Source organism: Actinomadura monticuli (assembly GCF_041463655.1).
Lineage (GTDB): Bacteria > Actinomycetota > Actinomycetes > Streptosporangiales > Streptosporangiaceae > Spirillospora > Spirillospora monticuli.
The window spans coordinates 366,331-391,977 of sequence record NZ_JAXCEI010000005.1 but is presented as its reverse complement, the minus strand read 5'-3'; the positions used below and the strand labels follow the sequence as shown (position 1 = coordinate 391,977).

21 protein-coding genes and 1 riboswitch are annotated in these 25,647 nt (G+C 73.8%); of the genes, 8 read left to right on the top strand and 13 right to left on the bottom strand.

The genetic code is table 11. The features are described 5' to 3' along the window. The first annotated feature begins 154 nt into the window (after nucleotides 1–154). Entirely contained in the window at nucleotides 155–478 is a 324-nt protein-coding gene (locus SM611_RS13605) for a hypothetical protein (RefSeq protein WP_371949866.1), read from the top strand. An 80-nt stretch (nucleotides 479–558) separates the two neighbouring features. Here SM611_RS13605 and SM611_RS13600 read toward each other — a convergent pair whose 3' ends face one another. Beyond that, complete coding sequence (locus SM611_RS13600) at nucleotides 559–1,200, bottom strand: HIT family protein (protein ID WP_371949865.1); 642 nt, start codon at nucleotides 1,198–1,200, stop codon at nucleotides 559–561. A 179-nt stretch (nucleotides 1,201–1,379) separates the two neighbouring features. Here SM611_RS13600 and SM611_RS13595 point away from each other — a divergent pair, with 179 nt between their 5' ends. The 3 genes from SM611_RS13595 to SM611_RS13585 all read left to right on the top strand — a co-directional run bounded on the left by SM611_RS13595 (nucleotide 1,380) and on the right by SM611_RS13585 (nucleotide 4,346). Then, nucleotides 1,380–2,633: a YqiA/YcfP family alpha/beta fold hydrolase gene (locus tag SM611_RS13595; protein ID WP_371949864.1), complete on the top strand. Its 1,254-nt coding sequence runs from the start codon at nucleotides 1,380–1,382 to the stop codon at nucleotides 2,631–2,633. 4 nt (nucleotides 2,634–2,637) lie between these two features. Further along, nucleotides 2,638–3,183: a hypothetical protein gene (locus tag SM611_RS13590; RefSeq protein WP_371949863.1), complete on the top strand. Its 546-nt coding sequence runs from the start codon at nucleotides 2,638–2,640 to the stop codon at nucleotides 3,181–3,183. Nucleotides 3,184–3,562: 379 nt separating this feature from the next. After that, nucleotides 3,563–3,706: riboswitch (cyclic di-AMP (ydaO/yuaA leader) on the top strand. A 10-nt stretch (nucleotides 3,707–3,716) separates the two neighbouring features. Next, nucleotides 3,717–4,346, top strand: a complete 630-nt coding sequence (locus SM611_RS13585; protein WP_371949862.1) for an NlpC/P60 family protein — start codon at nucleotides 3,717–3,719, stop codon at nucleotides 4,344–4,346. Between the two features lie 58 nt (nucleotides 4,347–4,404). Here the strand turns inward: SM611_RS13585 and hpnH are convergent, their stop codons facing one another. The 10 genes from hpnH to SM611_RS13535 form a co-directional block, all read right to left on the bottom strand. Further along, on the bottom strand, nucleotides 4,405–5,409 hold the full coding sequence (gene hpnH, locus SM611_RS13580; protein ID WP_371949861.1) for an adenosyl-hopene transferase HpnH: 1,005 nt from the start codon (nucleotides 5,407–5,409) through the stop codon (nucleotides 4,405–4,407). Next, on the bottom strand, nucleotides 5,406–6,881 hold the full coding sequence (gene ispH / locus SM611_RS13575; RefSeq protein WP_371949860.1) for a 4-hydroxy-3-methylbut-2-enyl diphosphate reductase: 1,476 nt from the start codon (nucleotides 6,879–6,881) through the stop codon (nucleotides 5,406–5,408). The genes hpnH and ispH overlap by 4 nt, the downstream gene beginning before the upstream one ends. Then, the gene (shc, locus tag SM611_RS13570; protein ID WP_371949859.1) at nucleotides 6,878–8,743 is read right to left on the bottom strand and encodes a squalene--hopene cyclase; all 1,866 of its coding nucleotides are present in this window, start codon (nucleotides 8,741–8,743) and stop codon (nucleotides 6,878–6,880) included. Before shc ends, ispH begins: the two co-directional genes overlap by 4 nt. Before the next feature lie 30 nt (nucleotides 8,744–8,773). Next, nucleotides 8,774–9,784, bottom strand: coding sequence for a polyprenyl synthetase family protein (locus SM611_RS13565; protein WP_371949858.1), 1,011 nt, complete (start codon nucleotides 9,782–9,784; stop codon nucleotides 8,774–8,776). Continuing rightward, complete coding sequence (hpnE, locus tag SM611_RS13560; protein ID WP_371949857.1) at nucleotides 9,781–11,142, bottom strand: hydroxysqualene dehydroxylase HpnE; 1,362 nt, start codon at nucleotides 11,140–11,142, stop codon at nucleotides 9,781–9,783. The genes SM611_RS13565 and hpnE overlap by 4 nt, the downstream gene beginning before the upstream one ends. Next, complete coding sequence (gene hpnD / locus SM611_RS13555; protein WP_371949856.1) at nucleotides 11,139–11,999, bottom strand: presqualene diphosphate synthase HpnD; 861 nt, start codon at nucleotides 11,997–11,999, stop codon at nucleotides 11,139–11,141. Before hpnD ends, hpnE begins: the two co-directional genes overlap by 4 nt. 3 nt (nucleotides 12,000–12,002) lie before the next feature. Next, on the bottom strand, nucleotides 12,003–12,860 hold the full coding sequence (gene hpnC, locus SM611_RS13550; RefSeq protein WP_371949855.1) for a squalene synthase HpnC: 858 nt from the start codon (nucleotides 12,858–12,860) through the stop codon (nucleotides 12,003–12,005). A 298-nt stretch (nucleotides 12,861–13,158) separates the two neighbouring features. Continuing rightward, entirely contained in the window at nucleotides 13,159–14,058 is a 900-nt protein-coding gene (locus tag SM611_RS13545) for a helix-turn-helix domain-containing protein (RefSeq protein WP_371949854.1), read from the bottom strand. 92 nt (nucleotides 14,059–14,150) lie between these two features. Further along, nucleotides 14,151–14,963 carry an SAM-dependent methyltransferase gene (locus SM611_RS13540; RefSeq protein ID WP_371949853.1) on the bottom strand — a complete coding sequence of 271 codons (813 nt, stop codon included), beginning with the start codon at nucleotides 14,961–14,963 and terminating at the stop codon, nucleotides 14,151–14,153. A gap of 679 nt (nucleotides 14,964–15,642) precedes the next feature. Continuing rightward, a complete protein-coding gene (locus tag SM611_RS13535; RefSeq protein WP_371949852.1) occupies nucleotides 15,643–16,683 on the bottom strand; it encodes a PucR family transcriptional regulator in 1,041 nt (346 codons plus the stop codon). A gap of 194 nt (nucleotides 16,684–16,877) precedes the next feature. Between SM611_RS13535 and SM611_RS13530 the strand changes: the two genes are divergently transcribed. Next, nucleotides 16,878–17,573 (top strand): SDR family NAD(P)-dependent oxidoreductase, encoded by a 696-nt coding sequence (locus SM611_RS13530; RefSeq protein WP_371949851.1) that lies wholly within the window; start codon nucleotides 16,878–16,880, stop codon nucleotides 17,571–17,573. Continuing rightward, on the top strand, nucleotides 17,573–18,319 hold the full coding sequence (locus tag SM611_RS13525; RefSeq protein WP_371949850.1) for an SDR family NAD(P)-dependent oxidoreductase: 747 nt from the start codon (nucleotides 17,573–17,575) through the stop codon (nucleotides 18,317–18,319). Before SM611_RS13530 ends, SM611_RS13525 begins: the two co-directional genes overlap by 1 nt. A gap of 23 nt (nucleotides 18,320–18,342) precedes the next feature. On the opposite strand, the gene SM611_RS13520 is transcribed toward SM611_RS13525, so the two are convergent. Further along, nucleotides 18,343–20,031, bottom strand: coding sequence for a bis-aminopropyl spermidine synthase family protein (locus tag SM611_RS13520; RefSeq protein WP_371949849.1), 1,689 nt, complete (start codon nucleotides 20,029–20,031; stop codon nucleotides 18,343–18,345). Nucleotides 20,032–20,300: 269 nt separating this feature from the next. Between SM611_RS13520 and bdeA the strand changes: the two genes are divergently transcribed. Next, nucleotides 20,301–21,170, top strand: a complete 870-nt coding sequence (gene bdeA, locus SM611_RS13515) for a bis(hydroxyethyl) terephthalate hydrolase (RefSeq protein ID WP_371950041.1) — start codon at nucleotides 20,301–20,303, stop codon at nucleotides 21,168–21,170. 10 nt (nucleotides 21,171–21,180) lie between these two features. On the opposite strand, the gene SM611_RS13510 is transcribed toward bdeA, so the two are convergent. Beyond that, the gene (locus SM611_RS13510; RefSeq protein ID WP_371949848.1) at nucleotides 21,181–22,443 is read right to left on the bottom strand and encodes a PucR family transcriptional regulator; all 1,263 of its coding nucleotides are present in this window, start codon (nucleotides 22,441–22,443) and stop codon (nucleotides 21,181–21,183) included. Nucleotides 22,444–22,736: 293 nt separating this feature from the next. Here SM611_RS13510 and SM611_RS13505 point away from each other — a divergent pair, with 293 nt between their 5' ends. Then, on the top strand, nucleotides 22,737–25,646 hold the full coding sequence (locus SM611_RS13505) for a helix-turn-helix transcriptional regulator (protein ID WP_371949847.1): 2,910 nt from the start codon (nucleotides 22,737–22,739) through the stop codon (nucleotides 25,644–25,646). Nucleotide 25,647: the final 1 nt, after the last annotated feature.

Genomic DNA, 25,647 nt, shown 5'->3' with positions numbered 1-25,647 from the left:
TCGTCCACGCGGAACCACCAGGGCTCGGCCCGGTTCCTTCGCGACCTGGGCATGCTCTGTTCCCCCGGACGAAAGCGCGCTCTACATGCAAACGACGAGGTCAGTCGATCGCGAGCAGTGGCCCGAGGCGGGCAGGGCAGGATCAGGAGACGATATGGCCAGGGAAAAACTGGTTCGTGACCGTATCCCGGACATCATCGGCGCGAACGGGGACACCTTCCAGACAAGGATCGCGGGAGAGCAGGAGATTCCCGAGCTGCTGCGCGAGAAGCTCCTGGAGGAGGTCCATGAGGTCCTTGCCGCGACGGACGAGCGCGCCACGATCGACGAGCTGGCCGACGTCCTCGAAGTGATCCACGCGTACGCCGAATGCCTCGGCGTCGAGATGCCGGAGATCGATCGGGCCCGGCGGACGAAGCGGGCGGCACGCGGCGGCTTCAGCGGCGGAGTCGTCCTGATCTCCACCGGCTCCGGCTGATCCGCCGGGACGGCACAGGCCGGCCGCGGAGCCGGCCCGGCGACCGAGACGGCCTCGGACTCCGACGCGTCCAGGCTCGCTCAGTGACTGCACTCCGCCGACTGACCGGCCAGTGTCCGCTGGGTCTCGCGGATGTTGTCCCATCGCGGGACCGCCGCATAGTCCCAGGCGTCGGCCTCACCGAGCGCCGCGGCGATATGGCGGCGGAAGAACTGCGAGACCCCGGGATCGGCCGCGAAGTGCACCGGCTCACCCGGTTCCTGGAACATCAGGTAGCTCAGGCCCCGCCCGGAATCGGCCGCCGCCAGCATCCCTTCGAGGGAGTCGAATGCCGTGAACTGCGGCGCGGTCTGCGCGAGCCCGTACTTCCCGGGGACGACGTGCACGTGCGAATGCGCGACACAGGCGGGGCGGCGTCCTTCGAGTTCCCGGCACGACCCGTGTTCGAAGATGGTCGCCGGGCCGTAGTGGCGCTCGATTCGCGATCTCACAGCGTCCAGCAGCCGGAGCAGTTCGCTGCGCTTCCCCTTCGGCAGGTCCCGAATCGACCTGGTGTGCATGATGGGCGCCACGATGACATAGCCGGGAACGAGGGCGCCGACCGCGCCGATGACCGTGCCTACTTCCGGCTCATGAATGAGCGGGCGGTCGTACCACGGAATCAGCTCCGGAGGGCAGTGTCCGGCGGCGCATATGAAGCAATCGGTGTCGTCCGCTCTCACCGGAACAGTGCACATTCACCCTCCCTTTCGCGGCAGAGGCCGACGGACAGAGATGGGACCGCAGTCTTGCAATGTTGTCACTATCGCTGGTAATGTATCACGCAGTCATGGGCCGCGCTAGTGGAACTTCGTAGCAGCTGAACACTTCAGCGGTTGCGCAAGTTGATCCTGGAGTGACAGTGACGCAAGCAAGTGCCGCACGCCTGGTCTACCTCCACGGTTTCGCTTCCGGTCCATATTCTTCGAAGGCTTCGCTGATCGCGGATCTCAGTGCACGTTTCGGCCTTGCGCTCGCCGTCCCCGATCTCAATCTTCCGACCTTCGAATCGCTTTCCATGGACGCGATGGTCGACATGGCCTGCCACATTATGGCCGCGAACCGGAATCGCACCTTCGCGATGGGCGGCAGCCTCGGCGCCGCCGTGCTCCTGCGGGCGCTCGCGGAGCGGAGGGCGCCCAACGTGGAGCGTGCCGTCCTGCTCGCACCGGTGGTCGACCATCGCGCCGCGCTTCTCCGGGTCGCCGGGCTGCGGGACGAAGAGCCGTGGCGTCGGTCGGGCACGCTTGAATTCCAGCATTACGCGGCCGGCATGCCGCTGCCGGTCGGCTACGGCCTGATCGACCGCCCGCCTCCTCTGGACGACGGGGTCCTGGCCCGGATCGAGTTACCGGTGCTCCTGCTCTCCGCCGCGGATGACACGGTCGCCACCGAGGAGGAGACCACGCGTCTCCTCCGGGTGCTGCCCAACGCCACTTCGGTAACGATGCCGACCGACCACCAGTTCACGCGGGGGTTCGACGCCACCTGGGCGGCCGTCAGCGACTTCTTCGATCTCCGTCGATCAGAGCCGGTTGGCCTGTCCGGCGAAACGGCGGCCAACCCGGAATTGCGCGAGCGAGCCGAACTGGTCCAGGAGGCCGTCTCCCTGCTGTGCGCCGCATACGCGGACCGGAGTTATCCGCCCGCCGTTCACCGCGAGCGCCTGGTGCACGAAGGCTCGATGCTCGCCTCGGTGCGGGATGAACGCCGTCCGGGCGCTCCAATGGTCGCGGTCTCCTACGTCCGCCCTGACGGCAAGGTCGCTGCGGTGGCCGTCGATGAGCGCTACCGCGGGCGCGGCCTCGCGAGCCGTGTTCTGCGGGCTCTGAGAGCCGCGCGGACGTCGCGGTTCATCGAGGTCGAACGCGACGACGAGAGGGCCGAGCACATGGTTCTCGCGGCCGGCTTCCACCCCGTGTACGACCGCGCCGGTGTCACCGATCTGCTGGCGAGCGCGGGCCATGACGTCACCTGCCTCGGCAGGGACCGGCTGGGCGTCTACTACGAACGCCACCGACGGGCGGCGGGGCGACCGGGAATAATGAGGACTTTCACCGCGGGCCGATTCGAAGAGTACGTCACTAATGATCTGTCAACCGAGACCAGAGGATGACACGATGGACTCTCCGGATGTCAGCGCGGCGATCGCGGAGTACACGTCGCTTCGCGGGGAGATCGACGGGCGCGCGAAATACCAGCAGCAGATCCTCGCCCTGCAGCTGACGCTGACCGGTGCAATATTCGGGTTCGCGCTGACCCGCGCCGGCCTGTCCGGCATCATGCTGCTGATTCCAGTGAGCTCCTATCTCCTCGGTGGGCGGTACGTCGCCCAGCGCACCGCCATCCACCGGATATCGACTTATATCGACGAAGTGCTCAACGACAAGGTCGGAAAGGGCTTCGGGTGGGTCGAATGGAGCCGGGCCAATCCGCGTCCCGCGACGACCGTCGATTGGCTGATCCCGATGCTGCTGACCTTTCCGGGGGCGAGCCTGCTGGCGCTGGGCTGGGTGTTTCCGCTGGTCTTCTACCGCGCCGATGTGTCCGTGGCCGAGCGGGTCGGCCTGATCGCGGTGTGGTCGGTCGGCTGCTTCGGCGCCGCCGTCACCGCCCGGATGATCGTGAGCATCCATCGCGGCGGAGACCGCCCGCCGTCGCGGTGATCGGGTCCGTTCAGGACGCAGGGCGCGGAGGGCCCCTCCACCCCCGCTCCAGTGGGTGTTCGAGGCGGTTGGAGGGGGTCTGAGCTGGGGGTTTGATTTTGGGAGGGTTTGCCTTCCCTTGGGAGCTTCTGTAGCTTGGCCCCCACCGGGGTGCCCTCCAGGTGCTCCCGTGCCACCCGGGACGGGTGGGAGCGGCGGCGCGACCCACGTGCCGTCCTGCGGCGGTCCGGCCGCCGCCTGAGACCTCGCCGACCGTGCGCGCCCACGCAGAGAGCGCGCTGCGGCAGGTCCGTTCACACGGCCCCCGAGGCATATCCCTCGGACGGTCTGACAACATCAGCGCCGCTCTTCCCGCATGGGCCGGCACGGTCCCGGGACCGCAGCGGCACCGCCGAGTCCGCATCGCGCGGAGCCGGGGACCCACCCTCGCAGCACTGGGGTGAATCGGCCTGCCCCCAGGCCGTAGGGCGACTTCCACGTCCGAACCCGTCAGCTAACCCGGTAGGCGGCACATGGAAGAAGGAGCCCCCCTTTTGAAAGGCAAGCACAGCAACGGCAAGGGCGTTTTCGGCCTGAGCCCCCGCACCAATGGAGCGCTGCTCGGTCTCGCCGTGTTCGGCGTGGCCGCGGCGACGGTGCACGTGGCGGAGCGTCCGTCCGATACCGGTACGTCGGTCGCCGCCGTCAAGACCATCCCGCAGCCGCGAAAGGCGGACGCGACCGAGAAGTCCGCGAAGAAGACGGACGAACGGTCCGAGGTCATCGAGCGGGCCAGGTCGTGGAAGCCGCACAGTGCGGACCGGGTGCCCTACAGCCAGGTGAGGTCGCACGAAGGGTACCGGGCCGACTGCTCGGGGTATGTGTCCATGACGCTGGGGCTGCCCAAGCCCGGGCAGAACACGGTCGGCCTGACGTCGTCGCGCTACACCGAGCGCATCAAGATGTCGGAGCTGAAGAAGGGTGACCTCGTCATGGACGCGGAGGGCACCAACACCACCCGGCACGTCGTCATCTTCGAGAAGTGGGCCAACAGCCGGCACACGTCCTACTGGGCGTACGAGCAGCGCGGCCGGTACGGAACCGACTACCGGACGCGCGACTACGGCCTCGACGCGGGCAGCGAGTACAAGGCCTACCGGCCGAAGAAGCTCAGCGACGCCTGACTCCCCGGATCGGGGTGCCCGGAGAGCAGGGTGATTCCCTGTTCTCCGGGCGCTTCGGTCAGGTGGAGCGCACCGCCCTGATGGACTCCTTCAGGGAGCCCACGGTGGCCATGACCGCGGTGGGCTCGTAGCCGCAGTGCGCCATGCAGTTGGCGCAGCGCGGGTCGCGGCCCCGGCCGTAGGAGTCCCAGTCGGTCTCGTCCAGGAGCTCCTTGTAGCTCTGCGCGTAGCCGTCCGACATCAGGTAGCAGGGACGCTGCCATCCGAAAAGCGAGTAGGACGGGATCGCCCAGGCCGTGCACGGGAAGTCGATCTTGCCTTCCAGGAAGTCCAGGAAGAGCGGCGAGTGGTTGAGCCGCCAGCGCTTGCGGTTCCCGTCCGCGAACGCCTTGCGGAACAGTTCCCTCGACTCCTGGACGCCGAGGAAGTGCTCCTGGTCGGGCGCCTTGTCGTAGGCGTATCCCGGCGAGATCATCATCTCGTCGACCTGGAGATCGTCGTTCAGGTAGTTCATGACCTCGATGACGTTCTGCGGGGTGTCGGTGTTGAAGACGGTCGTGTTGGTGGTGACGCGGAATCCGCGGCGCTTGCATTCCTTGACCGCAGCGACCGCGTCGTCGAAGACGCCCTCCTTGCAGACCGAGGCGTCGTGCCGTTCCCGGAGGCCGTCGATGTGCACCGCCCACGCGAAGTACGGCGACGGCTTGAACTTGTCGATCTTCCGCGGAATGAGCAGCGCGTTCGTGCACAGGAACACGAACTTCTTGCGCTTCACGAGCTCGTTGACGAGTTCGTCGATCTGCGGGTGCATGAGCGGCTCACCGCCCGCGATGGACACCATCGGGGCGCCGCACTCCTCGATGGCGGCGACGGCCTGCTCGACCGGCATCCGCCTTTTCAGGGTGTCGGCGGGGTGCTGGATCTTTCCGCAGCCGGCGCAGGCCAGATTGCACGCGAACAGCGGTTCCAGTTCGACGATGAGCGGGAACTTCTCCCTGCCGCGCATCTTGTTGCGGAGGATGTAGGTTCCGATGCGAAGGCTCTGGCGAAGCGGCATGCTCATTGTGTTCGGACCTCCTTTGGCAGGGTGAATTCGGTCGTCTCCACCGTGACCGTGCGCTCCTCGGCGTCGACCGGTCCGAGGCCGCGCAGGGCGTCGACGACGGCGTCCAGCACGGACGGCGGCGCGGACGCCCCCGCCGTCAGCCCGACGACGCGGGCCCCGGCGAGCCGGCCGAGCGGGATGTCCGCCGGCCCGTCGATCAGCACCGCGGGCGTCCCGTGCGCCTCGGCCACCTCCACGAGCCGGCGCGAGTTGGAGGAGTTGGCCGACCCCACGACGAGGACGAGGTCGCTGTCGCGGGCGACGCCGGCGACGGCCCGCTGCCGGTTGGTGGTGGCGTAGCAGATGTCGTCGGTGTGCGGGCCGACCGCGTCCGGGAACCGGCCGGTGATGGCGGCCGCCACCTCGCCCGCCTCGTCGGCGGCGAGGGTGGTCTGGGTGAGGTAGGCGACGGGGCGGCCGGCGGGCAGCGACGCGACGTCGTCCGGCGTCTCGACCAGGACGGTCGAGGACGGCGCCTCCCCGAGGGTGCCCTCGACCTCCTCGTGCCCGGCGTGCCCGATCAGCGCGACGAGGTGGCCGGAGGCGGCGTACCGGCGGGCCTCGGCGTGCACCTTGGACACCAGCGGGCAGGTCGCGTCGACGACCCGCAGCCCGCGCCGCCCGGCCTCGTCCCGGACGGCGGGCGCGACGCCGTGCGCGGAGAACACCGTGACCGAGCCGGGCGGGACCTCGTCCAGCTCGTCGACGAACACGGCGCCGCGCCGGGCCAGGTCGTCCACGACGTGGGTGTTGTGGACGATCTGCTTCCGCACGTAGACGGGCGGCCCGTGCAGGTCGAGGGCGCGTTCCACGATCTCGATGGCCCGTTCCACGCCGGCGCAGAAGGAGCGCGGCCCGGCGAGGAGCACCCGTCGCGGGCCGGTCGCGTCCGCCCATTCGCGCAGGGCGGGGCCGACGGTGCGCAGCCGCCGCAGCGCCGCCGTCCCGCCGGTGAGCGTGGCGGGGCCGACCAGCGGGCGGCCGGGCGTGTCGACGATGGCGCGGACGACGGCGAACGGCCGGTCGCCCGCCGCCTCCGCCAGCACCGAGGACTCCATGTCGGCGACGAGCGCGCCGGACGCGGCGAGGGAGGCGCGCTCGGCGCCGGACACGATGTGGTCCGTGGTGACGAGCGGCCCGCGGTGGACGGTCGCGCCGGTCGTGCGTTCCAGCAGCCCGGCCAGCGCCTCCGCCGACCGGCAGAGCACCGTCCCGGACGGGCCGCGGACCTCCGTCGCGACGAACAGGTCGCCGGGGCGGAGCCGCGCGTCCAGGGCCCCGCCGCAGCCGGCGACGGCCAGCGCCTCGTACTCGGGCAGCCGCCCGGCGGCGGCCCGCGCCTTGGCGGGCCCCATCCCGGTCCGGACGACGTCCCGTCCCACGGCCCGCGCCTCGATGGCGAGCGCCGCGCACACGACGAGGCGCGTCATGTGGCACCGCCCAGATAGCGGCCCAGCGCGCTGATCGGGAACACCAGCCGGTACAGGTGGTAGTTGATGTAGAAGTCGCCGGGGAACCCGGTGCCGGTGAACTGGTCCTCGTCCCAGTTGCCGTCCGGGCGCTGGTTCCGCACCAGCCAGCGGACGCCGGCGTCCACGGCGGCGGAGCGCTCGCCGGCGGCGAGCAGCGCCAGCAGCGCCCACGCCGTCTGGGACGGGGTCGACTCGCCGCGCCCGATCCAGGACGGGTCGTCGTAGGAGCGCAGGTCCTCGCCCCAGCCGCCGTCGGCGTTCTGGTGCTCCTCCAGCCACGCCACGGCGCGCCGGATCGCGGGCTTCTCCGGGCGGACCCCGGCGGCGATCAGCGCGGGCACCACGCCGCCCGTCCCGTACACGTGGTTGGCGCCCCAGCGCCCGAACCAGGACCCGTCCGCCTCCTGCGCCTTGAGCAGCCACACCACGGCCCGCTTGACCACGGTCGACTCGGCGAGGCCCTCCTTGGCGAGCGCCTCGACGACGTGCGCGGTGACGTCGGCGGACGGCGGGTCGATGACGGCGCCGAAGTCGCAGAACGGCAGCTTGGTGCACAGTTCGCGGGTGTTGTCGGCGTCGAACGCGCCGAAGCCGCCGTCCCGCGAGGCCATGCCGTTCAGCCACCGGACGGCGCGCTCGATCGGCGCCTCCGCCTCCGGCAGCGCCACCTTGCGCAGCGCGAGGATCGCCTCGGCGGTGTCGTCGGTGTCGGGGTAGACGTCGTTGTCGAACTCGAAGGCCCACCCGCCGGGCGGGGTGCCGGGCCGCCGGACGGACCAGTCCCCCGGGCCGCGCACCTCCTCGCCGACGATCCAGCGCCCCGCCCGCACCAGCGCGGGGTCGTCGGGCGCGGCTCCGGCGTCGCCGAGCGCGTTCATGGCGAGGACGGTGTCCCAGACCGGCGACTGGCACGCCTCCAGCCGGCGGCCCTTCTCGTCCCTGATCGTGAACCGCTCCAGGCCGTCCAGCCCGCGCTTGACGACCGGGTGGTCGAGGCCGTAGCCGAGGACGTTCAGCGCCATCAGCGAGTACACCCACGGCGGCTGGATGCCTCCCCAGCAGCCGTCGGCCTCCTGCCGGGCGATGATCCAGTCGGCGGCGCGGCGCATCGCGGCGGTGCGCAGCGGGCGCACCGGCGCCTTCTCGTACACGTGCAGGACGCGGTCGAGGGCGTTGAACGCCCGCCCCCAGCCCTTCGCGTCCTTCGGCGGCATGACCCCGCTGCGCAGTTCCGCCAGGTCGACCGGCAGGTCCCGGACGGGGCGCAGCGACCCGAGGATCGTCAGCGGGACGATCGTCTGCCGCGCCCAGCACGCCCAGTCGTACACGTTCAGCGGGACGCGGCTCGGCAGGTACATCAGCTCGGGCGGCATGACGGGCAGGTCGTCCCACGACCACTGCCCGAACAGCGCGAGCCAGATCCGGGTGAAGACGCGGCTGCCCTCGATGCCGCCCGCGTCCCGCGCGTACTTCGCGGCCCGCCGCATGTGGTCGGCGTCCACGGGGTCGCCGGCGAGCCGCAGCGCGACGTACGCCTCGATCGTGGTGGACGGGTCGGCGGGGCCGCCGTGGAAGTTCGCCCAGGTCCCGTCGGCGCGCTGCTGCGAGCGGATCCAGCGCGCCGCCTCCTTGGTGTCGGCGTCGGAGCGGATGCCGAGGAACTGGCGGAGCAGCAGATCCTCGGCGTCCATGGTGACGTTGGTCTCCAGCTCGGCCTTCCACCAGCCCTCGGGCGACTGCAGGCCGAGCAGGTGGTCGCGGGCCGCTTCGACGGCGGCGGCCGCCGCGCCGGTGAGCTCCGGGGCTTCCGTCGTGGTCATTCGGCGGTCTCCTTCTCGCGCGTGGCCGGGTCAGTGGTCCCGGGAGGTGACGAAGAGGGCGATGTCCCGGAACTCGGCGGCCACGTGGTCGTCCATCCCGGAGTGGTCGAGGTGCCGTTCGGCGGCGGCGATGCGGCGGTCGGCCTCGGCGGCGGCCCAGTCGCGCCCGCCGGCGGCCGCCACGAGCCGCGCCATCTCGCGCAGGGCGTCCTCGGACGGCCGTTCCGGCTTGGCGTACAGCTCGGCGAGCCGCGCGGAGTCGGGCGTCCCGGCGTTGAGCGCGTACACGACGGGCAGCGACTTCTTCCGGGCCCGCAGGTCGGACAGGACGGGTTTGCCGGTCGTCTCCGGGCTGCCCCAGATGCCGAGCAGGTCGTCCACGAGCTGGAACGCGAGGCCCATCTCGGCGCCGAACCCGGTCAGGCCGGTGACGAGCCGGGTGGGCCCCTCGCCGAGCATCGCGCCGATCGAGCAGGCGCACGCGAGCAGCGCGCCCGTCTTGTCGGCGGCCATGGTGACGCACTCGTCCAGCGAGACGTCGTCGCGCTGCTCGAACCCGATGTCGGACGCCTGGCCGGAGATGAGCCGCTGCGTGGCGGCGGCCAGGGCGCGCGCCGCCCAGTGCGCGCCCCGCGTCTGCTCGTCGAGCAGCAGCTCCTCCGACAGGGCGAGCAGCGCGTCGCCGCCGAGGATGGCGGCGGACGGGCCGAACACCGTCCACGCGGCGGGACGGTGCCGGCGGGTCCGGTCGCCGTCCATGATGTCGTCGTGCAGCAGCGAGAACGCGTGCACGAACTCGACCGCGACCGCGCCGGGCAGCGCCGTCTCGGGCGGCGCCCCGGCGGCCCGCGCGGACAGCAGCGCCAGCGCGGGGCGCAGCGCCTTCCCGCCCGCCTCCGCGGGACGCCCGTCCTCGTCGGTCCAGCCGAGGTGGTAGGCGACGACGCGGCGGGTCCACGGGTCGAGCCGTTCCGCGGCGGCGCGCATCGCCTGGTCGGCGAGCGCGCGCCCGTCGGTGATCGAAGTGGGAATGGTGGTCATCGGCCGCTCACCCCGTCGGTCCGCACCTGGCGCAGGTGCCGCCGGACGAGGCGGGCGGCGGTGAGGCCGCTTCGCACGGCTCCCTCCATCGTGTCGGGCCAGCCCGTGTCCGTCCACGCGCCGGCGAGGAACAGCCCGGGCAGCCGCGTCGCGGACGCGGGACGCAGCGCGCCGCTGCCGGGGCTCTGGCGGAACGTGGCGTGCCGCTCCCGCGTCACGAAGAAGTCGGTGACGCGGGCCCGGCGCGCGGCCGGGAGCAGCCGTTCCAGCGCGGCGAGGTACACGTCGCGCAGCTCCGCGGTGGGGGTGTCGATCCAGCGGTCGGCCGCCGAGACCGAGACCGCGAGGTACTGGCCGCCGCCGGTCAGGCCGCTCACCGCGGTCCGGTCGAACACCCACTGGACGGGCGAGCCGACCGCCGCGACGAAGGGCTCGTCCCTGCCGTCGACGCGCAGGACGGGCCGGTCGTAGACGACATGGACGTTGACGATGGGGCTGGAACCGAGCCCGTCCCACCGCGCCCGGTCCGGGGACGCCTCCTCGGGGACGAGCGAGGACGCCGCCCGGTGCGGCACCGCGATCACGACGGCGTCGGCGCTCACCGGGGCGCCGTTGACGACGAGCTTCGGCCCGGCGTCCACCGCCGTCACCTTCGCGCCCAGCTCGACCCGTCCGCCGCCGTGCCTGATCTTCGCCGCGGCGATCGTGCCGTGCAGGTCGCCGAGCGGGATCGTGGGGACGCCGATGTCGGCGGCGTCCGAGCGGCCGAGGAGCGCGGTCTGGCACACCATCGCGGCCGGGCCGAGCGCGGCGTCGTCGACCCGGATGTTGAGGGAGGCGGTGACGAAGAGGTCCCAGAGCGCGTCGCGGGCCCGCGGCCGCTGGCCATGCCCGGTGAGCCAGCCGCCCATGCTGAGCCGGTCGAGCGCCGGGTCGTCCGGGTCGAGCCGGTCGAGCGCGAGGGACGCGCGGACGGCGCGCAGCCGGTCGGCGGGCGGCAGCAGGCGGTAGCCGGCGAGCGCGGGCAGCAGGTGCAGCGGGCCGGGGGCCTTGGCGCGGCGCAGCCGCCCGCCGGGGCCGTCCGGGGTGAGGACGCGGACGTCGAAGCGGTCCTGGACGCGGACGCGGTCGGTCGCGCCGAGCCTGCCGAGCAGCCCCTGGTACGCCGAGCAGCACTTCAGGAAGATGTGCTGCCCGTTGTCGACGGTCAGGCCGTCGCGGGTGAAGGAGTGGGTGGCGCCGCCGAGCCGGGGGCGCGCCTCGTAGACCGTCGCCCGTATCCCGGTCTCCTGGAGCGCCAGCGCGGTCGTGACGCCGGCGAGGCCGCCGCCGACGACGGCGACGTCCGGGCCGCTCACCGGTGGACCCCGGACATGGCCAGCGCGGACACGGCCGCCTTCTCCCATGCGGGGAGGGACGTGCGCGTGTCGAGCGCGGCCAGCGGGTCGGCCTTGATGCGTTTCAGCAGGTGCCGGTAGATGCCCGCCATCGCGCCGGCGCACGCGGCGCTGCGCCGGTCGAGCATGGGCAGCAGCCGGAGGCCGGTCGCGTACCACTCCTCCGCCCGGTCCGCCTCGAACCGGATGAGGCCCGCCAGCCGCTCCGGGTCGTCGGTCAGCCGGCCCGACGCGTCGCGCTCCAGCGTGACGCCGAACCGGGCGAGGTCCTTGGCGGGCAGGTAGACGCGGCCGCTCAGCCCGTCCTCGCGGACGTCCCGCAGGATGTTCGTCAGCTGCAGCGCGACGCCGAGCGCGTCCGCGCGGGGCGCGGCCGTCTCCGGGTCGGACGTGCCGAACACGCCGAGCGACAGCCGCCCGATCGCGCCCGCGACGCACCGGCAGTACCAGTGCAGGTCGTCGAAGGTGTCGTAGGTCTCACCGCGGACGTCGGCCTCGCAGCCGTCGATCAGCTCGCCGAACGCCTCCAGCGGGATCGGGTAGCGGTCCGCGGCGTCCGACAGCGCGACGAGCACCGGGTCGGACGGGTGGGCGGCGGCGCCCGCGAGGCGCTCGCGCTCGTCGCCGAGCCGCGACAGCCGGGCCGCGGGCGGCGCGGCGTGGTCGTCGCCGATGTCGTCGACGCGGCGGGCGAACGCGTAGACGGCGCTCAGCGCGCGCCGTTTCGGTGCGGGAAGCAGCCGGATCCCGTACGAGAAGTTGCGCGCCTGCGAGCGCACGACGTTCTCGCAATGCCGGTAGGCGCTGGGTGCGTCCATCCACTATCTCCTTCCCAGTGTCCGCGACCACTCGGCCAGCAGCCGCGCTTTCCTCGGGCGTGACGGGCTTCCCAGGACGTCGTAGGCGCCGCGTTCCAGTGCGGCGAGGGCGGCGAGCCCGCCCGCGACGTATCCGGCGACGGCGACGCGCGCGAATCCGCGGAGCGCGCTGGTGAGGGCGGCGCCCTCGTCCAGCAGCGCCGCCGCCCGCCCGGCCTGGAGGGCGACGACGCCGCGCAGCCGGGTCGGCGTGATCGCGGCGGCCAGGTCGTCCTCGGTGCAGCCGAACCGCGTGAGGTCGTCGCCCGGCAGGTAGATCCGGCCGTTGCGGTGGTCCTCGCCGACGTCCTGGCAGTGCTCGATGATCTGCAGCGCGGTGCACACCTTGTCCGACAGCCGGAGCCGGTCCGGGGTGGCGGCGCCGAACACGTGCAGGACGATGTGCCCGACCGGGTCGGCCGAGTAGGCGCAGTAGCCGAGGAGGTCGTCGAACGTCCGGTACCGGGTGACCTCCTGGTCGCGGCGGTTGGCCTCCAGCAGGCGGCGGAACGGCTCCGCGGGGATCCGGCACGCGGTGATGGTGCGGGACAGGTCGCGCAGGACGGGCAGTTGCGCCCTCTCGCTCGCGTAGACGCGGTCGAGATCGCGTTCGACCAGGTCGAGCAGTCCGGCCCGCTCGGCCGGCGGCGCCTCGTCGCCGATGTCGTCGACGAGCCGGGCATAGCCGTACACGTTCAGGAGATGCTCGCGATGGCGCGCGGGGAGCAGCCGGGTGGCGACCGGGAAGTTCTCCCGGGACTGGAGTTCGAGGCGGGTACGGCGTTCCTCGGTCTCGTTCCACAAACGCTCGCTGACGGACATGGCGTTCCTTCGAGGAGGCGGCGGCGCAGGGCGTTCATCGATGGCCGATATCCGGGTGCCGACCTGGTAAACATGACCCATCGCGAACCCCTGTGCCCTACGTCCCCGAACCGCTCCGAGAAACCTCCAAAATAACCGGCTTTTATCATCTTAGGCCGGAAGTGGTCAGCCGGGAATATGTGATCCCGACGGCGCGGGATCACCGCTGGGCAGCACTTTTTTCCATTCCGTTATGTTGGACCCGAGTGGAGACTTGCGTCTAACTCCGAGGCTCGATTCGAGTCCCGGGAAGGGCCGGTCAGTAGGCGGCGAGCAGCCGGGTGAGGATCCGCTGGGTGTGCTCCGGCGGCGCGGCCTCGGTCACCAGCGTGTTGAAGACGTGCCAGTGCCGCTCGATCTCCGCGCGCCGCGCCGGGTAGGCGGCGCCGTCGGCCCGTTCGAGGTACACCATGTCGGGCAGCCCCTGCTGCGGGAACCGGACGAGGGTGAGCGGCGCGTCCCCCGCGACCCTGCCGCAGATGCCGAACGGCGCGATCTGGACGGTGACGTTCGGCCGCGCGCACAGCTCGGCGATGTGCCGGAGCTGGCCGCGCATCGTCGCCGCGCCGCCGATCGGACGCCACAGGGCCTGCTCGTCCAGGACCACCCAGAGGTTGAGCGGGCGCGGCCGGCGGCGCAGCACCCGCTGGCGGCGCAGCCGGAGCTCCACCCGCCGCTCGACCTCCTCCTCGGGGGCGACGCGGCGGATCATGGCGCGCGCGTAGTCCTCGGTCTGGAGGAGGCCGGGCACGAACTGGGCCTCGAACGTGCGGACCAGCCGGGCCGACTGCTCGGCGCTCAGGTAGGGCCGCGCCCAGCGCGGGACGATGTCGCCGTCGCCGTGCCACCAGGCGCGTGCGGTCGTCTGCTCGGCGAGGGCGAGCAGGGTGGTCTGCTCGTCGCCGTCCGCCCCGTAGCGGGCGAGCAGCCGGGCGACCTCGCGCGGCCGGCCGCCGGCCCGGCCCTGCTCCAGCCTGGCGATCTTGGACTCGGAGCCGTGCACGATCAGTCCGGCGTCCCGCCGGGACAGCCCGGCCCGCTCCCGCAGCTCGCGGAGCCGCCTGCCGAGCAGCATCCGGGGGACGAGCGGATCCCCGTGGGGGCGTGCGGCGCGGGCGCGTGCCGACCGGCTGCTGCCGGTGCTCGTGACGGAGGCCAACGGGACTCCTCGTCGGGGGGATCGGCCGGACGACTCACTATAGCTTCACGCAGCGCGGCGGAGAGGAAACGGTGCGCGACCTCGCCCCGGCGTCAGGGTTTACGCGCCACCGCGCACAGGGTCGGAAGCTCTTCGACCTCGATGCCGGCGACATCGGGACGCCACGCGCCGCTCGTCACGAGCCCCGGCTCCTCCATCTCCAGTCCGTCGAAGTAGGCGCGGATGAAGTCGGGGCCGCGCAGCCGGAACGGGATGGCGCCGGTCTCGTCGTAGGCGCGCTGCGCCGCGTTGAACGCCTCGTTCTGGTCGGTGGAGTCGTGCAGGATGAGGTAGCTCCCGGACGCCAGCGGCTCCAGCAGCCCGCGGACGACGCCGAACGCCTCGTCGGGGTCGACGATGTGCCCCATGACACCGATCAGCAGCAGCCCGACCGGCTGCGACAGGTCGAGGATCTCCGCCGCCCTCGCCATGATCGTCTTGGGGTCGTGCAGGTCGCAGTCGATGTAGGACGTCCGGCCCGCCGCGGTGCCCGTCAGCAGGGCGCGGGCGTGCGCGAGGACGAGCGGGTCGTTGTCGACGTAGACGACCCGCGCGTCGGGCGCCGCACGCTGGGCCATCTCGTGGGTGTTGTCGACGGTGGGGAGCCCGGTCCCGCAGTCCATGAACTGGCGGATGCCGCGTTCGAGGGCGAGGAACCTGATCGCGCGGTCCATGAAGTAGCGGCCGGCGCGCGCGATGGGCACGATGCCGGGATAGAGCGAGACGTACGCGTCGCCGGCGAGGCGGTCGACCTCGTAGTTGTCGGTGCCGCCGAGCCAGTAGTTCCAGATCCGGGCCGACTGGGGGACATCGGTGTTGATCTTCGTCTCGGGCCCCTGGTCCGGGCCGCTGGTGGCATCCGTCATGGGTCAGACGCTCCTTCGGGGGGCGCTCCGGCGTGTCCCTGCAAACGTAGACCCGCCGTCCTCGGGCCGCCCGGGAACGCGAAATTCGGCTCTGTCCGCATTGCCTTTCGGGACACGAATGTCGGGTATACCCATGAGGCTGCCGCGCCGCAACGCGCCCCGCGGGGCGAACGCGAACACCGCCGACCCTTAATGATCACTTACCGTGCGGTCAGAATGCCCTCGCCGGGACGCACGAAGCTCACACCCGTGGACCAGCCCACATGCACGGCCAAGGGCCGTCGTTCCACACCAATCCCGCGGACGCACGTACTTCACAGGGCGGCGTCCCGACCGTGAAGGCCCTCGCGAAGAACACCCGTACGGCCCGGCTTCCACCGCATGACCGCGCCCGATCAAGAAGCCGGCCGGATTCCGCCGATCGTCGCCCTCAGCGTTTTTCTGGACGTCTCCATAGAACGCCGCAGACCGCTCGTGTCGCGCCGCCCGGCCATGACCGCCGCCGGGCGTCCGCGAGCATTGCCGCACGCCGGGTCCGCCACCGCAATCGAGACCCCCGCCCAGCCGTCGATCGCGACATTTGTCTCATTTCTCGCATTCCACCCGAACTGCGAAAGAGAAGCCCGGGGAAAGCGCCGCACAGCGGGCCCTGCGGACACCGGTAACGCCGGTGACGCCGTCAGCGGGTGGCCCAGACCGCGATGGCCAGCGCCACCCGGTCCTCGAACCGGAGCGGGTCGCGGCCGGTCAGGGACTCGATGCGCGCCAGGCGGTGGCGGAGCGTGTTGGGGTGCAGGAACAGAGCGCGGGACGTGGCGCCGACCGCGCCGCCCATGTCCAGGAAGGTGCGGAGGGTCTCGGTGAGCCGGGTGCCGTGCGCGCTGTCGTACTCGTTAAGCGGCCGGGCGATCTGCTCGAGGAACGGGGCCAGCTGGTCGTGGTCGAGGCGGCCGAGCAGGGCCTGGAAGGTGGCCAGGTCGGAGGCGTGCACGACGCCGCCGGCGTGGCGCGCCGCGTCCAGCGCGGTGAGGCTCTCGGCGAGCGACACCGGCAGGTGGTCGAGCGATCCGGCGCTGCCGACGCCGGCGGGCTCGGACCAGGCGTGCGCGTCGTTGGTGACGAGCAGCGCCATGTCGCCGTCCAGGCCGAGGACGCCGGGCAGCGCCTCCTCGACGCCGTCCATCGCGATCACGAGCAGGGCCGCCGGGTCGAGCCCGGCGTCGTCGATCCGCTCGCGGAGCACCTCGGCGGACGCGTGGCCCTGCTGGATCATGCGGAGCAGCCGCCCGGTCTCCTCCCGCTCGTGCCGCTCGTCGCGGGTGAACGCGAGCCGCTCGGCGAACCACTCGGTGAAGCTCAGGAACGGGACCTCGGCCGGCACCTCGGCGAGCGGCAGGCCGATGCGGTCGCAGACCTCGCGCAGCGCCTCCGGCACCTCGGCGGTGACGTCGCCGACGCCGTAGCCGATCGCGCACGCCCGCCCGGCCTTCACGGACTCGGCGAACGCCGCGCAGGCGCCCGGGTCCCGCAGCGACGCGCCGACCGTCAGGACGATCTCGCCGCCGCGCAGGTAGGGCCCGGGATCGAGCAGCTCGGTGGAGTGCGCCCAGCGGATCGTCCGGTCGAGGCCGCCCTCGCCGGCGACCAGGCGCAAGTGGAACCTCGGCACCTCCAGGAGCTGCCGGACGGTGAGGTGCGGCACAACGGGATCGCTGGTCACAGTTTCACCTTCTCACCCGGACGGGCCCGTGACGGGTGCCCGTGACCGTGTTTTGGGAGAACCGTGCTTTGGAGAAGGGCACGACGTCCCGGGCGTGCCGTGGTGCGATCGGCCAAGAAATCGGCTGTTCCCTTGCCACCTGGGGTTATGCCGGGTTTGCCTGGGAACTTCGAAGCGAATGTCGAGGTGATCAGATGCGCGAGCGGGTCGCACTCGTCACCGGCGCGGCGAGCGGGATCGGCGCCGCGATGGTGCGGGAGCTGGCCGGGCGCGGCTGGCGGACGGCCGCCCTTGACCTCGTCCCGGCGGAGGACGCCGACCACACGGTGGGCGTGGACGTGGCCGTCCCCGAGCAGGTGACCGCCGCCGTCCGCCGGATCGAGCGGGAACTCGGGCCGATCGAGGCGGCGCTGTGCGCGGCCGGGCACTACGCGATCGTCCCGGTGTCCGACGTCGCCTGGGCCGACTGGCTGCGGATGCTGCGCGTCCACCTGGGGGGCGTCGTCAACGTGTGCCGGTCGGTGACCCCGGGCATGGTCGAGCGGGGCCGCGGCAGCGTGGTCGCGGTCTCGTCCGACCTCGCCATCGGCGGTTCGGACGGCGAGGCGCACTACGCGACGGCCAAGGGCGCGGTGATCGGGCTCGTCCGGTCGCTGGCGGCGGAGCTGGCGCCGTCCGGGGTGCGGGTGAACGCGGTGGCGCCGGGCCCGACCGACACGCCGATGCTGCCGCCCGACTCGCCGTGGCGCCGGCCCGCGTACCTGCAGACGCTGCCGACGGGGCGGCTCACGTCGCCGGAGGAGGTCGCGTTCGCCGCCGCCTACCTGGTGGAGGACGCGACGTTCTGCGCCGGAGAGGTCCTCTCCCCCAACTCCGGGGCGGTGATCTGATGGCGGTCGCGCTGGTCACGGGGGCGGCCGGCGGGCTCGGCGCGGCGGTCGCGCGGCGGCTGGCCGCGGACGGGCACCGCGTCGCCCTCAACGACCGCCCGGACCGGGACGTGAGCGGCCTCGTCCGCGAGCTGGACGGGCTCGCCGCGCCCGCCGACGTCGCCGACCCCGACGCCGTCGCCGCGATGGTCGCGGAGGTCGAGTCGGTGACGGGCACGCACGTCGGGATCCTCGTCGCGGGCGCCACCCACCTGACGACGGCCCCGTTCGGCGAGCACGACCCGGGCGACTGGTGGCGGGTCATCGACGTCGACCTCGGCGGGACGTTCGCGTGCGCGCAGGCGGTCATGCCGGGGATGGTGGAGCGCGGCGGCGGCCGGATGGTGCTGATCGCGTCCGAGGGCGGGCTGATCGGGATGCCGGGGGCGACCGCCTGCTCGGCGGCCAAGGCCGGGATCGTCACGCTGGCCAAGTCGCTCGGCCGGGAGCTGGCGCCGCTCGGCATCGCGGTGAACGCGATCGCGCCGAGCGTGATCGACACGCCGCGGCTGGCGGCGATGGCGGCGGACACCGGGATCTCCGCGGACGAGTTCCGCGCCCGGCAGGCGGCGCGGGTGCCGCTCGGCCGGGTCGCCTCGCCCGCGGAGATCGCGGAGGCGGTGGCGTTCCTGGCCGACGAGCGCATGCCGACGCTCGTCGGCCAGATCCTGCACGCCGACGGCGGCAGCACCCGGGCCCGCGCCTGACTCGGCGCCCCGCGGGGCGCCCGCTACCGCGTCCGGGTCTGATCGACCGAGCGCCGGACGTCGCGTCCGAGCTCGTCGAAGAGGTGCAGGGGAAGCTCCATCAGCGAGCGTTCCAGCAGGTCGGGGCGGGTCGCCGACGCCTCGATGGCAGCGCGGGCCTCGCTCTTGGTGAGCGTCCCCCCAGCGGCCTTCCGCGCCGCGATGAGGCCCTCGCGCCAGCCGTTGCCGAGTTTGCCGTGGGCCCGCGCGTACATGTATCCGAGGACGCGTCCGGCGTCCGCGGCGGGCTCCGCCTTCTCGGCGAGGACGAACGCCAGGTCGGGCCCCGGCGTGCTGCGGAGCAGCCGCGTGATGCGGTACTTCGGGCCGATGAGCCGGGCGAACTCCTGCTGGCCCGCGGCGTCCTTGAGGAAGGGCAGGTCGTTGCGGCAGACGAGGCCGGCGCGGCGGGCGTTCGAGGCGAGCAGCGCGCGGACGGCCGACGCGCCGAAGCCCGGATACAGGTCGACCAGGACGGTGCCGTGGTCCTGCAGGTTCCGGGGCAGCGGCGCGCCCAGGAACGCGGGCAGCGCGAGGCGGCGGCCGGGGGCGTCCGCAGGCCAGCCGTCCCCGACGAGCAGCGTCTTCCCGCCGGAGTCCGCGCCGAGTTCGAGGACGCGGGCGGCGGCCCCGGCGTCCAGTCCGCCGCCCGCCTCCACCGACTGGGCGCCGTGCGTGTACATGGCGGTCCGGGGGTCGTCGGCGACGGCCCTGGCGGCGCCGGCCGTCCGCCGGGTGGGGCGCAGCACGTACAGGGCCGCGGCGCCGCCGACCGCCTGCGCGCCCACGTACCGGTTGAAACCGGGCAGCATCGCCTCGTAGGCGAGGTGGAGCGGGTTGAGCGCCTTCTGGACGGCGAGCCCCAGCGCCGGCTGCCGCTCGCCGAACCCGTAGGCCAGCAGGACGCGGCCGTTGCGGTGGTCGCGGAGCCCCTGCAGGCCGCGGGCGACGAAGAGCTGGACGCCCTCCGGCGTGTACGGCGGGTCGGTGAACACCAGCTCGCACGACTCCCGCAGCGCGGCGGGCAGCCCCAGCCGCAGGTCGGCGAAGTGGCACCGGACGTCCCAGCCGCGCCGCGCCGCCTCGCCGTCGGCGAACTCCAGCAGCCGCTCGTCGACGTCCACGACGCTCGCCCGCAGGCCGGGCGCCCCGCCGGCGAGGAAGAGGCCGAGCGAGGACAGGTCGTGGTCGCCGACGAACAGCACGTGCGCGCCGGTCAGGTCGAAGCCGTCGAGCATGAACCGGGCCCGCTTGACCACGGTCTCGGCGGTGGCGGGCACGTGGTCGAGCGCCTGCACCGGCGGCGGCGCCGCGGCGATCAGCTCGGCCGCCGCGGCGATCGCCGCGGGGTCGCGGCGCGCGGACTCCGTCCACGGGTCGGCGGCGCCGAACGGCTCCCGCTCACCGAACACGCGGCCGTACTCCCCGACGTGCCGTCTCGCGACGCGCCGGCCTTCGCCGGACGGTTCGAGGTCCGGTTCCAGGGCCCGGAAGACCGCCTCGACCGTGCGCCGCGACGTCCCTGTCAGGGAGACGACCTCCTCGATCGTCCGGAACTCCGCGCCGGCCAGCAGGCGGCCGACCTGGTCGACGCGCCGGGCGTCGATCCCGAAGTCGGCCCGCAGCGCGCGGACGGCCTCCAGCGGAGTCTCCTGCTGCTCGGCATTCGTCATGGATCGGGCCTGCTCCGCTCGGCTGGGACGCTCGCGACCCGATCCTATGGTCCGTGCGCCGCGCGGCGCGCCGACCCGCTCCGTCCGTTCGCCTGCTTCCGGCTGGTCAGGGCCGTCGTCCCGAGATGACCGGCGATTTCGCCGATGTAGGGGGATCGGCCGCCTGCCGAGAATGTGCCCGTCCAGGAGCCGCCCGCCGGCTCCGCCCCGTTCCGGGGAGCCGGCTCCCGGCTCCTCCCCCCGAACAGGAGCGAAAAGACGTGCACCTCATCCCCCGAAGCGCGGCGAAAACGCTGCTCGCCGCGGCGCTGACCGCCGGTGCCCTCGCCGTCCCGCAGGCCGCCGCGCAGGCGGCCGACAACCCCTACGAGCGCGGTCCCGCCCCGACCGAGCAGAGCATCGAGGCGCTCCGCGGCCCGTTCGCGACGTCCGAGACGAGCGTGTCGTCGCTGAGCGTCACCGGCTTCGGCGGCGGGACGATCTACTACCCGACCAGCACCGCCGCGGGGACGTTCGGCGCGGTCGCGGTCGCGCCCGGCTTCACCGCCGACCAGAGCAGCATGGCCTGGCTCGGCCCGCGGCTCGCCTCGCAGGGCTTCGTGATCTTCACGATCGACACCAACACCCGGCTGGACCAGCCCGACAGCCGGGCCCGCCAGCTGGAGGCCGCGCTCGACTACCTCACGCAGCGCAGCAGCGTCCGGACCCGGATCGACGCGACCCGGCTCGGCGTGATGGGCCACTCGATGGGCGGCGGCGGCACGCTGGAGGCCGCCGAGGACCGCCCGCAGTTGCAGGCGGCGATCCCGCTGACCCCGTGGGACCTGCAGAAGAACTTCTCGGACGTGCGCGTCCCCACCATGATCATCGGGGCGCAGGCGGACACGATCGCGCCGGTCGCCTCGCACTCCGAGCCGTTCTACACGAGCATCCCGGCGTCGTCGGAGAAGGCGTACCTGGAGCTGGCCGGCGCCAGCCACTTCGCGCCGAACACCGCGAACACGACGATCGCGAAGTACAGCATCTCCTGGCTCAAGCGGTACATCGACAACGACACCCGCTACGACCAGTTCCTGTGCCCGGCGCCGGGCCGGGACCTGAACATCTCCGAGTACCGGGACACCTGCCCGAACTCGTAGCCGTCCCCCGTCACCGACCGGGCCGCCCGCCGCCTCCCCGCACGGGCGGCCCTTCGGCGTCCTCCGGGCCGTGCAGCCGCAGCGCGCTCAGCGCGAGGGCCAGCTCGACGAGGTCGCCGGGGCGGGTGAGCGCACGCCCGGTCAGCTGCTCGATCTTGCGGAGCCGGTTGAGGACGGTGTTGCGGTGGCAGAACAGCCGGTCCGCCGCGCGGGCCGCGGAGCCGTCGCACGCCAGCCAGGTCTCCAGCGTCGTCAGCAGCACGTCGCGGAACGCGGGGTCGACGTCGCCGAGGCCGCCGAGCGCGACATGGCCGAGCCGGCCGGCGAGGCGCGGCTGGGACAGGACGAGCGCGTCGGGAAGGCGCCGGTCGAGCCGGGCGATCTGGCTGCCGGGGCCGCGGCACGTCCGCAGCGCCAGCTCCGCGAACCAGCGGGCGCCGCCCAGCTCGGCCAGCGACCCGACGACCGGGCTGACCCCGGCGTGCGAGCGCGCGTACGGGCGGACGGCGGCGACGAGGTCGTCGAGGTCGGCGCCGCCGAGCGCGACGAGCGCCACCTGCGCGTCGGTGCGCAGCCGCCAGATGAACCGCATGCCGCCGCTGTCGGCGGGACGCCGGTCGACGCCGTCCCCGAAGCCGCACTCGGCGCCCAGCATGACGACGGCGTACCGCCCCGTCACGGGCAGGCCGAGGACGGACGTGGCGGTCGCGAGCAGCCCGCCGTCGGCGCCCTGCCCGTCCAGCAGCGCGTCCACGATCGCCTGGACGCGCTCCTCGGAGCGGCGCGCCAGCGCCAGCTCGGTGCGGTGGTAGGCCGCCGCGGCGGCGCCGGACTGCTGGTCGATCGTGTCCCAGGTGCGGGTCGCCTGCCGGATCAGCGCCGGGACGTTCTCCGGGTCGTGCCGGCCGACGACCTCGACGACCGCCTCCCAGAACACCCGCCCGGCGAGCCGGTAGGAGCGCAGCAGCTGGTCGAGCGGCTGCCCCTGGTGCGCCCGGCGCTGCCCGAGCCGGCGCGCCCAGTCGAGGTCGGCGCGGCCCCGGTCCGGGTCGAGGATGGTCTCGAAGCCGTACCCGAGCCCCGCGTGGCACATCTCCCACACGTCGTGCCGGAACGCGTCGTCCCGGTCGCCGCGGTCGGCGCCGGACAGGATCTCGGCGGTGAGCCGGTCGGCGAGGTCGGGCAGCCGGTCCGACAGCCGCAGTACCGCCTTGCGCATGATCGTCCGGTCGGCGTCCACCTGGCCGGCCAGATCGGTCCGTCCTCCCGTCATCGAGGGCCACCTCCAGCCGTCATCGAGGGCCTCCTCCAGCACAATGCGGGGGCCTCATCGTGCCATCAGGCGCCCGTACGGGCCATCACGGGACGGCCGGACTGTGCGGGCGCACAATCGCGGCCGGTCCGGATTGCGCCACGGCCACGCGACGGAAAACCGCTCTGGACCGGCGGCGGGTGCCCGTGTTGACCTATGGTCCCCTTCGCTTTTGAGACCCCGTCCAATAAAGGCCCCAGGGGAACCCCCTACGGCGCCGGGCCGAGGTCAGTTCCCGCTGAGGAGGGACCGGCATGACCCACCCCCACCCCCTTCACCTCCTGCACCCCCAGCACCCCCAGCACCCCCTGCACGGACGCGAACGCGAACTACGGGCGATCGAGGCGACGCTCGACCGGGCCCGCGGCGGGCGCGGCGGCGCCCTGGTCGTCGCCGGGGACGCCGGCGCCGGCCGGACGGCGCTGCTGGAGGCCGCCGTCCGCGCGGCCACGCCCGCCTTCCGGACGATCGGCACCACCGGCGTCCCCGGCGAGACCGGCGTCCCGTACGCGGGGCTGCACCGGCTGCTGCGGCCGCTCGCCGCGGAGACCGCGCGGCTGCCGCCCGCACACCGCGGCGCGCTCGGCACGATCAGGGCCGGGACGCCGAGCGCCGCCCGGCTCGTCCTGTACACGGCGGTGTGCGAGCTGCTGAGCCTCGCCGCGCGCAGCGGGCCCGTGCTGTGCTGGGCGGACGACGTCCAGTGGCTGGACCAGGGCTCGCTGGAGGTGCTGGCGTTCGCGGCGCGCCGCGTCCAGGACGAGCCGGTCGCGGTCCTGTTCGCCGCCCGCGACGACCGGGACGGCGGGGACGGCGGGGACGCGGGCGCGCTCGCGGGCATCCGGCGGCTGCGCCTCGCGCCGCTCGACGAGGAGGCGAGCCGGCGGGTGTGCCTGGACGCGGTGCCCGGCGGCGGCCACACGGCCGGCACGGGGGGCGGCGACCTCGCCGAGGAGATCGTCGACCTGGCGTGCGGGCGGCCCCTCGCGATCCGGGAGCTGGCCGCCGCGCTGACCTCGGGGCAGCTGTCCGGGGCGGCGCCGCCGCCGCGCTCGCTCCCCGCCGGCAGCTCGCTGCGCGCCCTCTACCGCCGCCGCCACCTGCGGCTTCCCGCCGGCGCGCGGCGGCTCGTCCTGATGGCGGTGGCCGAGGAATGGCTCGGCGCCGCGACGATGGCGCGGGCCGCCCGCGCGGACGGCATCGGCCCGGCCGACCTCGACGCGGCCCGCGAGTCGGGGCTGCTCCGGTTCGAGGGGGAGGGCGTCGCGGTCCGCAACCAGCTCGTCCGGTCCTCGCTGTGGGCGGACGCGTCGCGCGAGGAACGGCAGGACGCGCACGCGCTGCTCGCCGAGGCCCTCGCCCAGGAATGGCAGCGGCCCCGGCGGCTCTGGCACCTCGCGGCCGTCGCCGGCGAACCCGACGACCGGCTCGCCGGGGAGCTGGCGGAGGCGGCCGCGACGTCGCAGCGGGCCGGCCGGTACGCCGACTCGTGGCGGGCCTGGCAGCGCGCCGCGACCCTCACCGTCGAGCACGGCGTCCGGACGGACCGGTTCCTCGCCGCCGCCGGTGACGCCTGGGCGAGCGGCCGGTCCCGCCGCGCCCGCGCCATGCTCCGGCAGGTCCGGCCCCCGGAATGCGACGGGACGCGCGCGGCCCGCGCCGCCGTGCTGCGCGGCCAGGTCGAGGTCGCGGCGGGCTGCCCCGCCACGGCCGTCCCCGTCCTGCGGGACGCGGCCGAACGGCTCGCCGGGTCCGACGCGGAGGCGGCGCTGGACGCGCTGATGTGGGCGTCCGAGGCCGCCGACGCGTCCGGCGACACCCACGCCTACCTGGAGATCGCCGACCGCGCGGCGTCCCTGCCGCCCGCCGGCGGCGCGCGCGGCGAGCTGATGCTCGCGCACCTCGGCGGCATGGCGGCCATGGTCCGCGGCCGGCACCGGGAGGCGGCGGGCCGGCTCGGCGCCGCCGTCCGGCTCGGCGCGGACATCGCCGACCCGGCCGCCCGCGTGTGGGCGGCGCTCGCCGCGTTCGCGCTCGGGGACGGGCCGCGCACCCGCGCCCTCGCCGCCGAGGCCGTCGCGTCCGCGCGGCGGCTCGGCAACGCGCCCATCGAGTCGTACGCGCTGCTCGTCGCCGGTCGGTGCGAGGCGCTCCTCGGGCACCCGCCCGCGCCCATCGCCGCCTGCCACGACGGGCTCCGCCTCGCCCGCGCGACCCGGCTGCACGGCCACGCCGTCGAGCAGCTCGCCACCCTCGCGCTCACCGCCGCGTTCAACGGCGACGCGGGCGCCGCGAACGCGCACCTGGAGCCGCTCACCGGTACCGCCGACCGGCGCGGCCTCACCCGCGCCGCCGCGTTCGGCTCGTGGGCGCCCGCCTGCCTCGACCTCGCCGCGGACCGTCCCGCCGACGCCGCCGCGCGGCTGCGGCTGCCGGGCGGCGCCGGGCTCGCGCACCTCCCGGCCCGGCTGTTCGCCGTCCCCCACCTGGTGGAGGCGCTGGTCCGCACCGGCGACCACGAGGGCGCCGCCCACGCCTACGAGCGCTTCCGCGGCTGGACGGACGGCATCGGCGCCGCCGCCGGAACCGGCACCGCCCCCGGACGGGACGCGCTCAGCCGCCGCTGCCGCGCCCTGCTCGCCGAGTGCGACGCCGAGGCGGAGGAGCACTTCACCGAGGCGCTGCGCCTGCACGAGGCCGCCGGCGCCGTGTTCGACCTCGCCCGCACGGAGTTGCTGTTCGGGCACCGGCTGCGGCGCGGCCGCCGGCCCCGCGCCGCCCGCGGGCACCTGCGCGCCGCACTGCGGATCTTCGAGCGCTACGGCGCCGCCCCGTGGACCGCGCAGGCCCGCGCGGAACTGCGCGCCGCCGGGGAGACCGTCGCGCCGCCGCCGGCGCCGCCCGCGCCGCCCGTCCCCGGGCGGGGGTCGGGCACGGGCGGCACGCGGGGCCCGGCGCCCGCGCCGCGCGCGGCGGCGAACGGGTTCGGGACGCTCACCGCGCAGCAGGCGCACATCGCCCGGATGGCCGCCGAGGGCGCCACCAACCGGGAGATCGCGGCGCGGCTGCTGCTCAGCCCGCGGACGATCGACCACCATCTCCGCAACGTCTTCACCCGGCTCGGGATCCGGTCGCGCGTCGAGCTGGCCCGCCTCATCCGCTGAC

Bases quoted from the DNA above. Each gene is read 5' to 3' on its own strand.
- SM611_RS13605 (WP_371949866.1), top strand. From the start codon at position 155: ATGGCCAGGGAAAAACTGGTTCGTGACCGTATCCCGGACATCATCGGC.
- SM611_RS13590 (WP_371949863.1), top strand. From the start codon at position 2,638: ATGGACTCTCCGGATGTCAGCGCGGCGATCGCGGAGTACACGTCGCTT.
- hpnH (WP_371949861.1), bottom strand. From the start codon at position 5,409: ATGAGCATGCCGCTTCGCCAGAGCCTTCGCATCGGAACCTACATCCTC.
- ispH (WP_371949860.1), bottom strand. From the start codon at position 6,881: ATGACGCGCCTCGTCGTGTGCGCGGCGCTCGCCATCGAGGCGCGGGCC.
- shc (WP_371949859.1), bottom strand. From the start codon at position 8,743: ATGACCACGACGGAAGCCCCGGAGCTCACCGGCGCGGCGGCCGCCGCC.
- SM611_RS13565 (WP_371949858.1), bottom strand. From the start codon at position 9,784: ATGACCACCATTCCCACTTCGATCACCGACGGGCGCGCGCTCGCCGAC.
- hpnD (WP_371949856.1), bottom strand. From the start codon at position 11,999: ATGGACGCACCCAGCGCCTACCGGCATTGCGAGAACGTCGTGCGCTCG.
- hpnC (WP_371949855.1), bottom strand. From the start codon at position 12,860: ATGTCCGTCAGCGAGCGTTTGTGGAACGAGACCGAGGAACGCCGTACC.
- SM611_RS13540 (WP_371949853.1), bottom strand. From the start codon at position 14,963: ATGACGGATGCCACCAGCGGCCCGGACCAGGGGCCCGAGACGAAGATC.
- SM611_RS13530 (WP_371949851.1), top strand. From the start codon at position 16,878: ATGCGCGAGCGGGTCGCACTCGTCACCGGCGCGGCGAGCGGGATCGGC.
- SM611_RS13525 (WP_371949850.1), top strand. From the start codon at position 17,573: ATGGCGGTCGCGCTGGTCACGGGGGCGGCCGGCGGGCTCGGCGCGGCG.
- SM611_RS13520 (WP_371949849.1), bottom strand. From the start codon at position 20,031: ATGACGAATGCCGAGCAGCAGGAGACTCCGCTGGAGGCCGTCCGCGCG.
- SM611_RS13510 (WP_371949848.1), bottom strand. From the start codon at position 22,443: ATGACGGGAGGACGGACCGATCTGGCCGGCCAGGTGGACGCCGACCGG.
- SM611_RS13505 (WP_371949847.1), top strand. From the start codon at position 22,737: ATGACCCACCCCCACCCCCTTCACCTCCTGCACCCCCAGCACCCCCAG.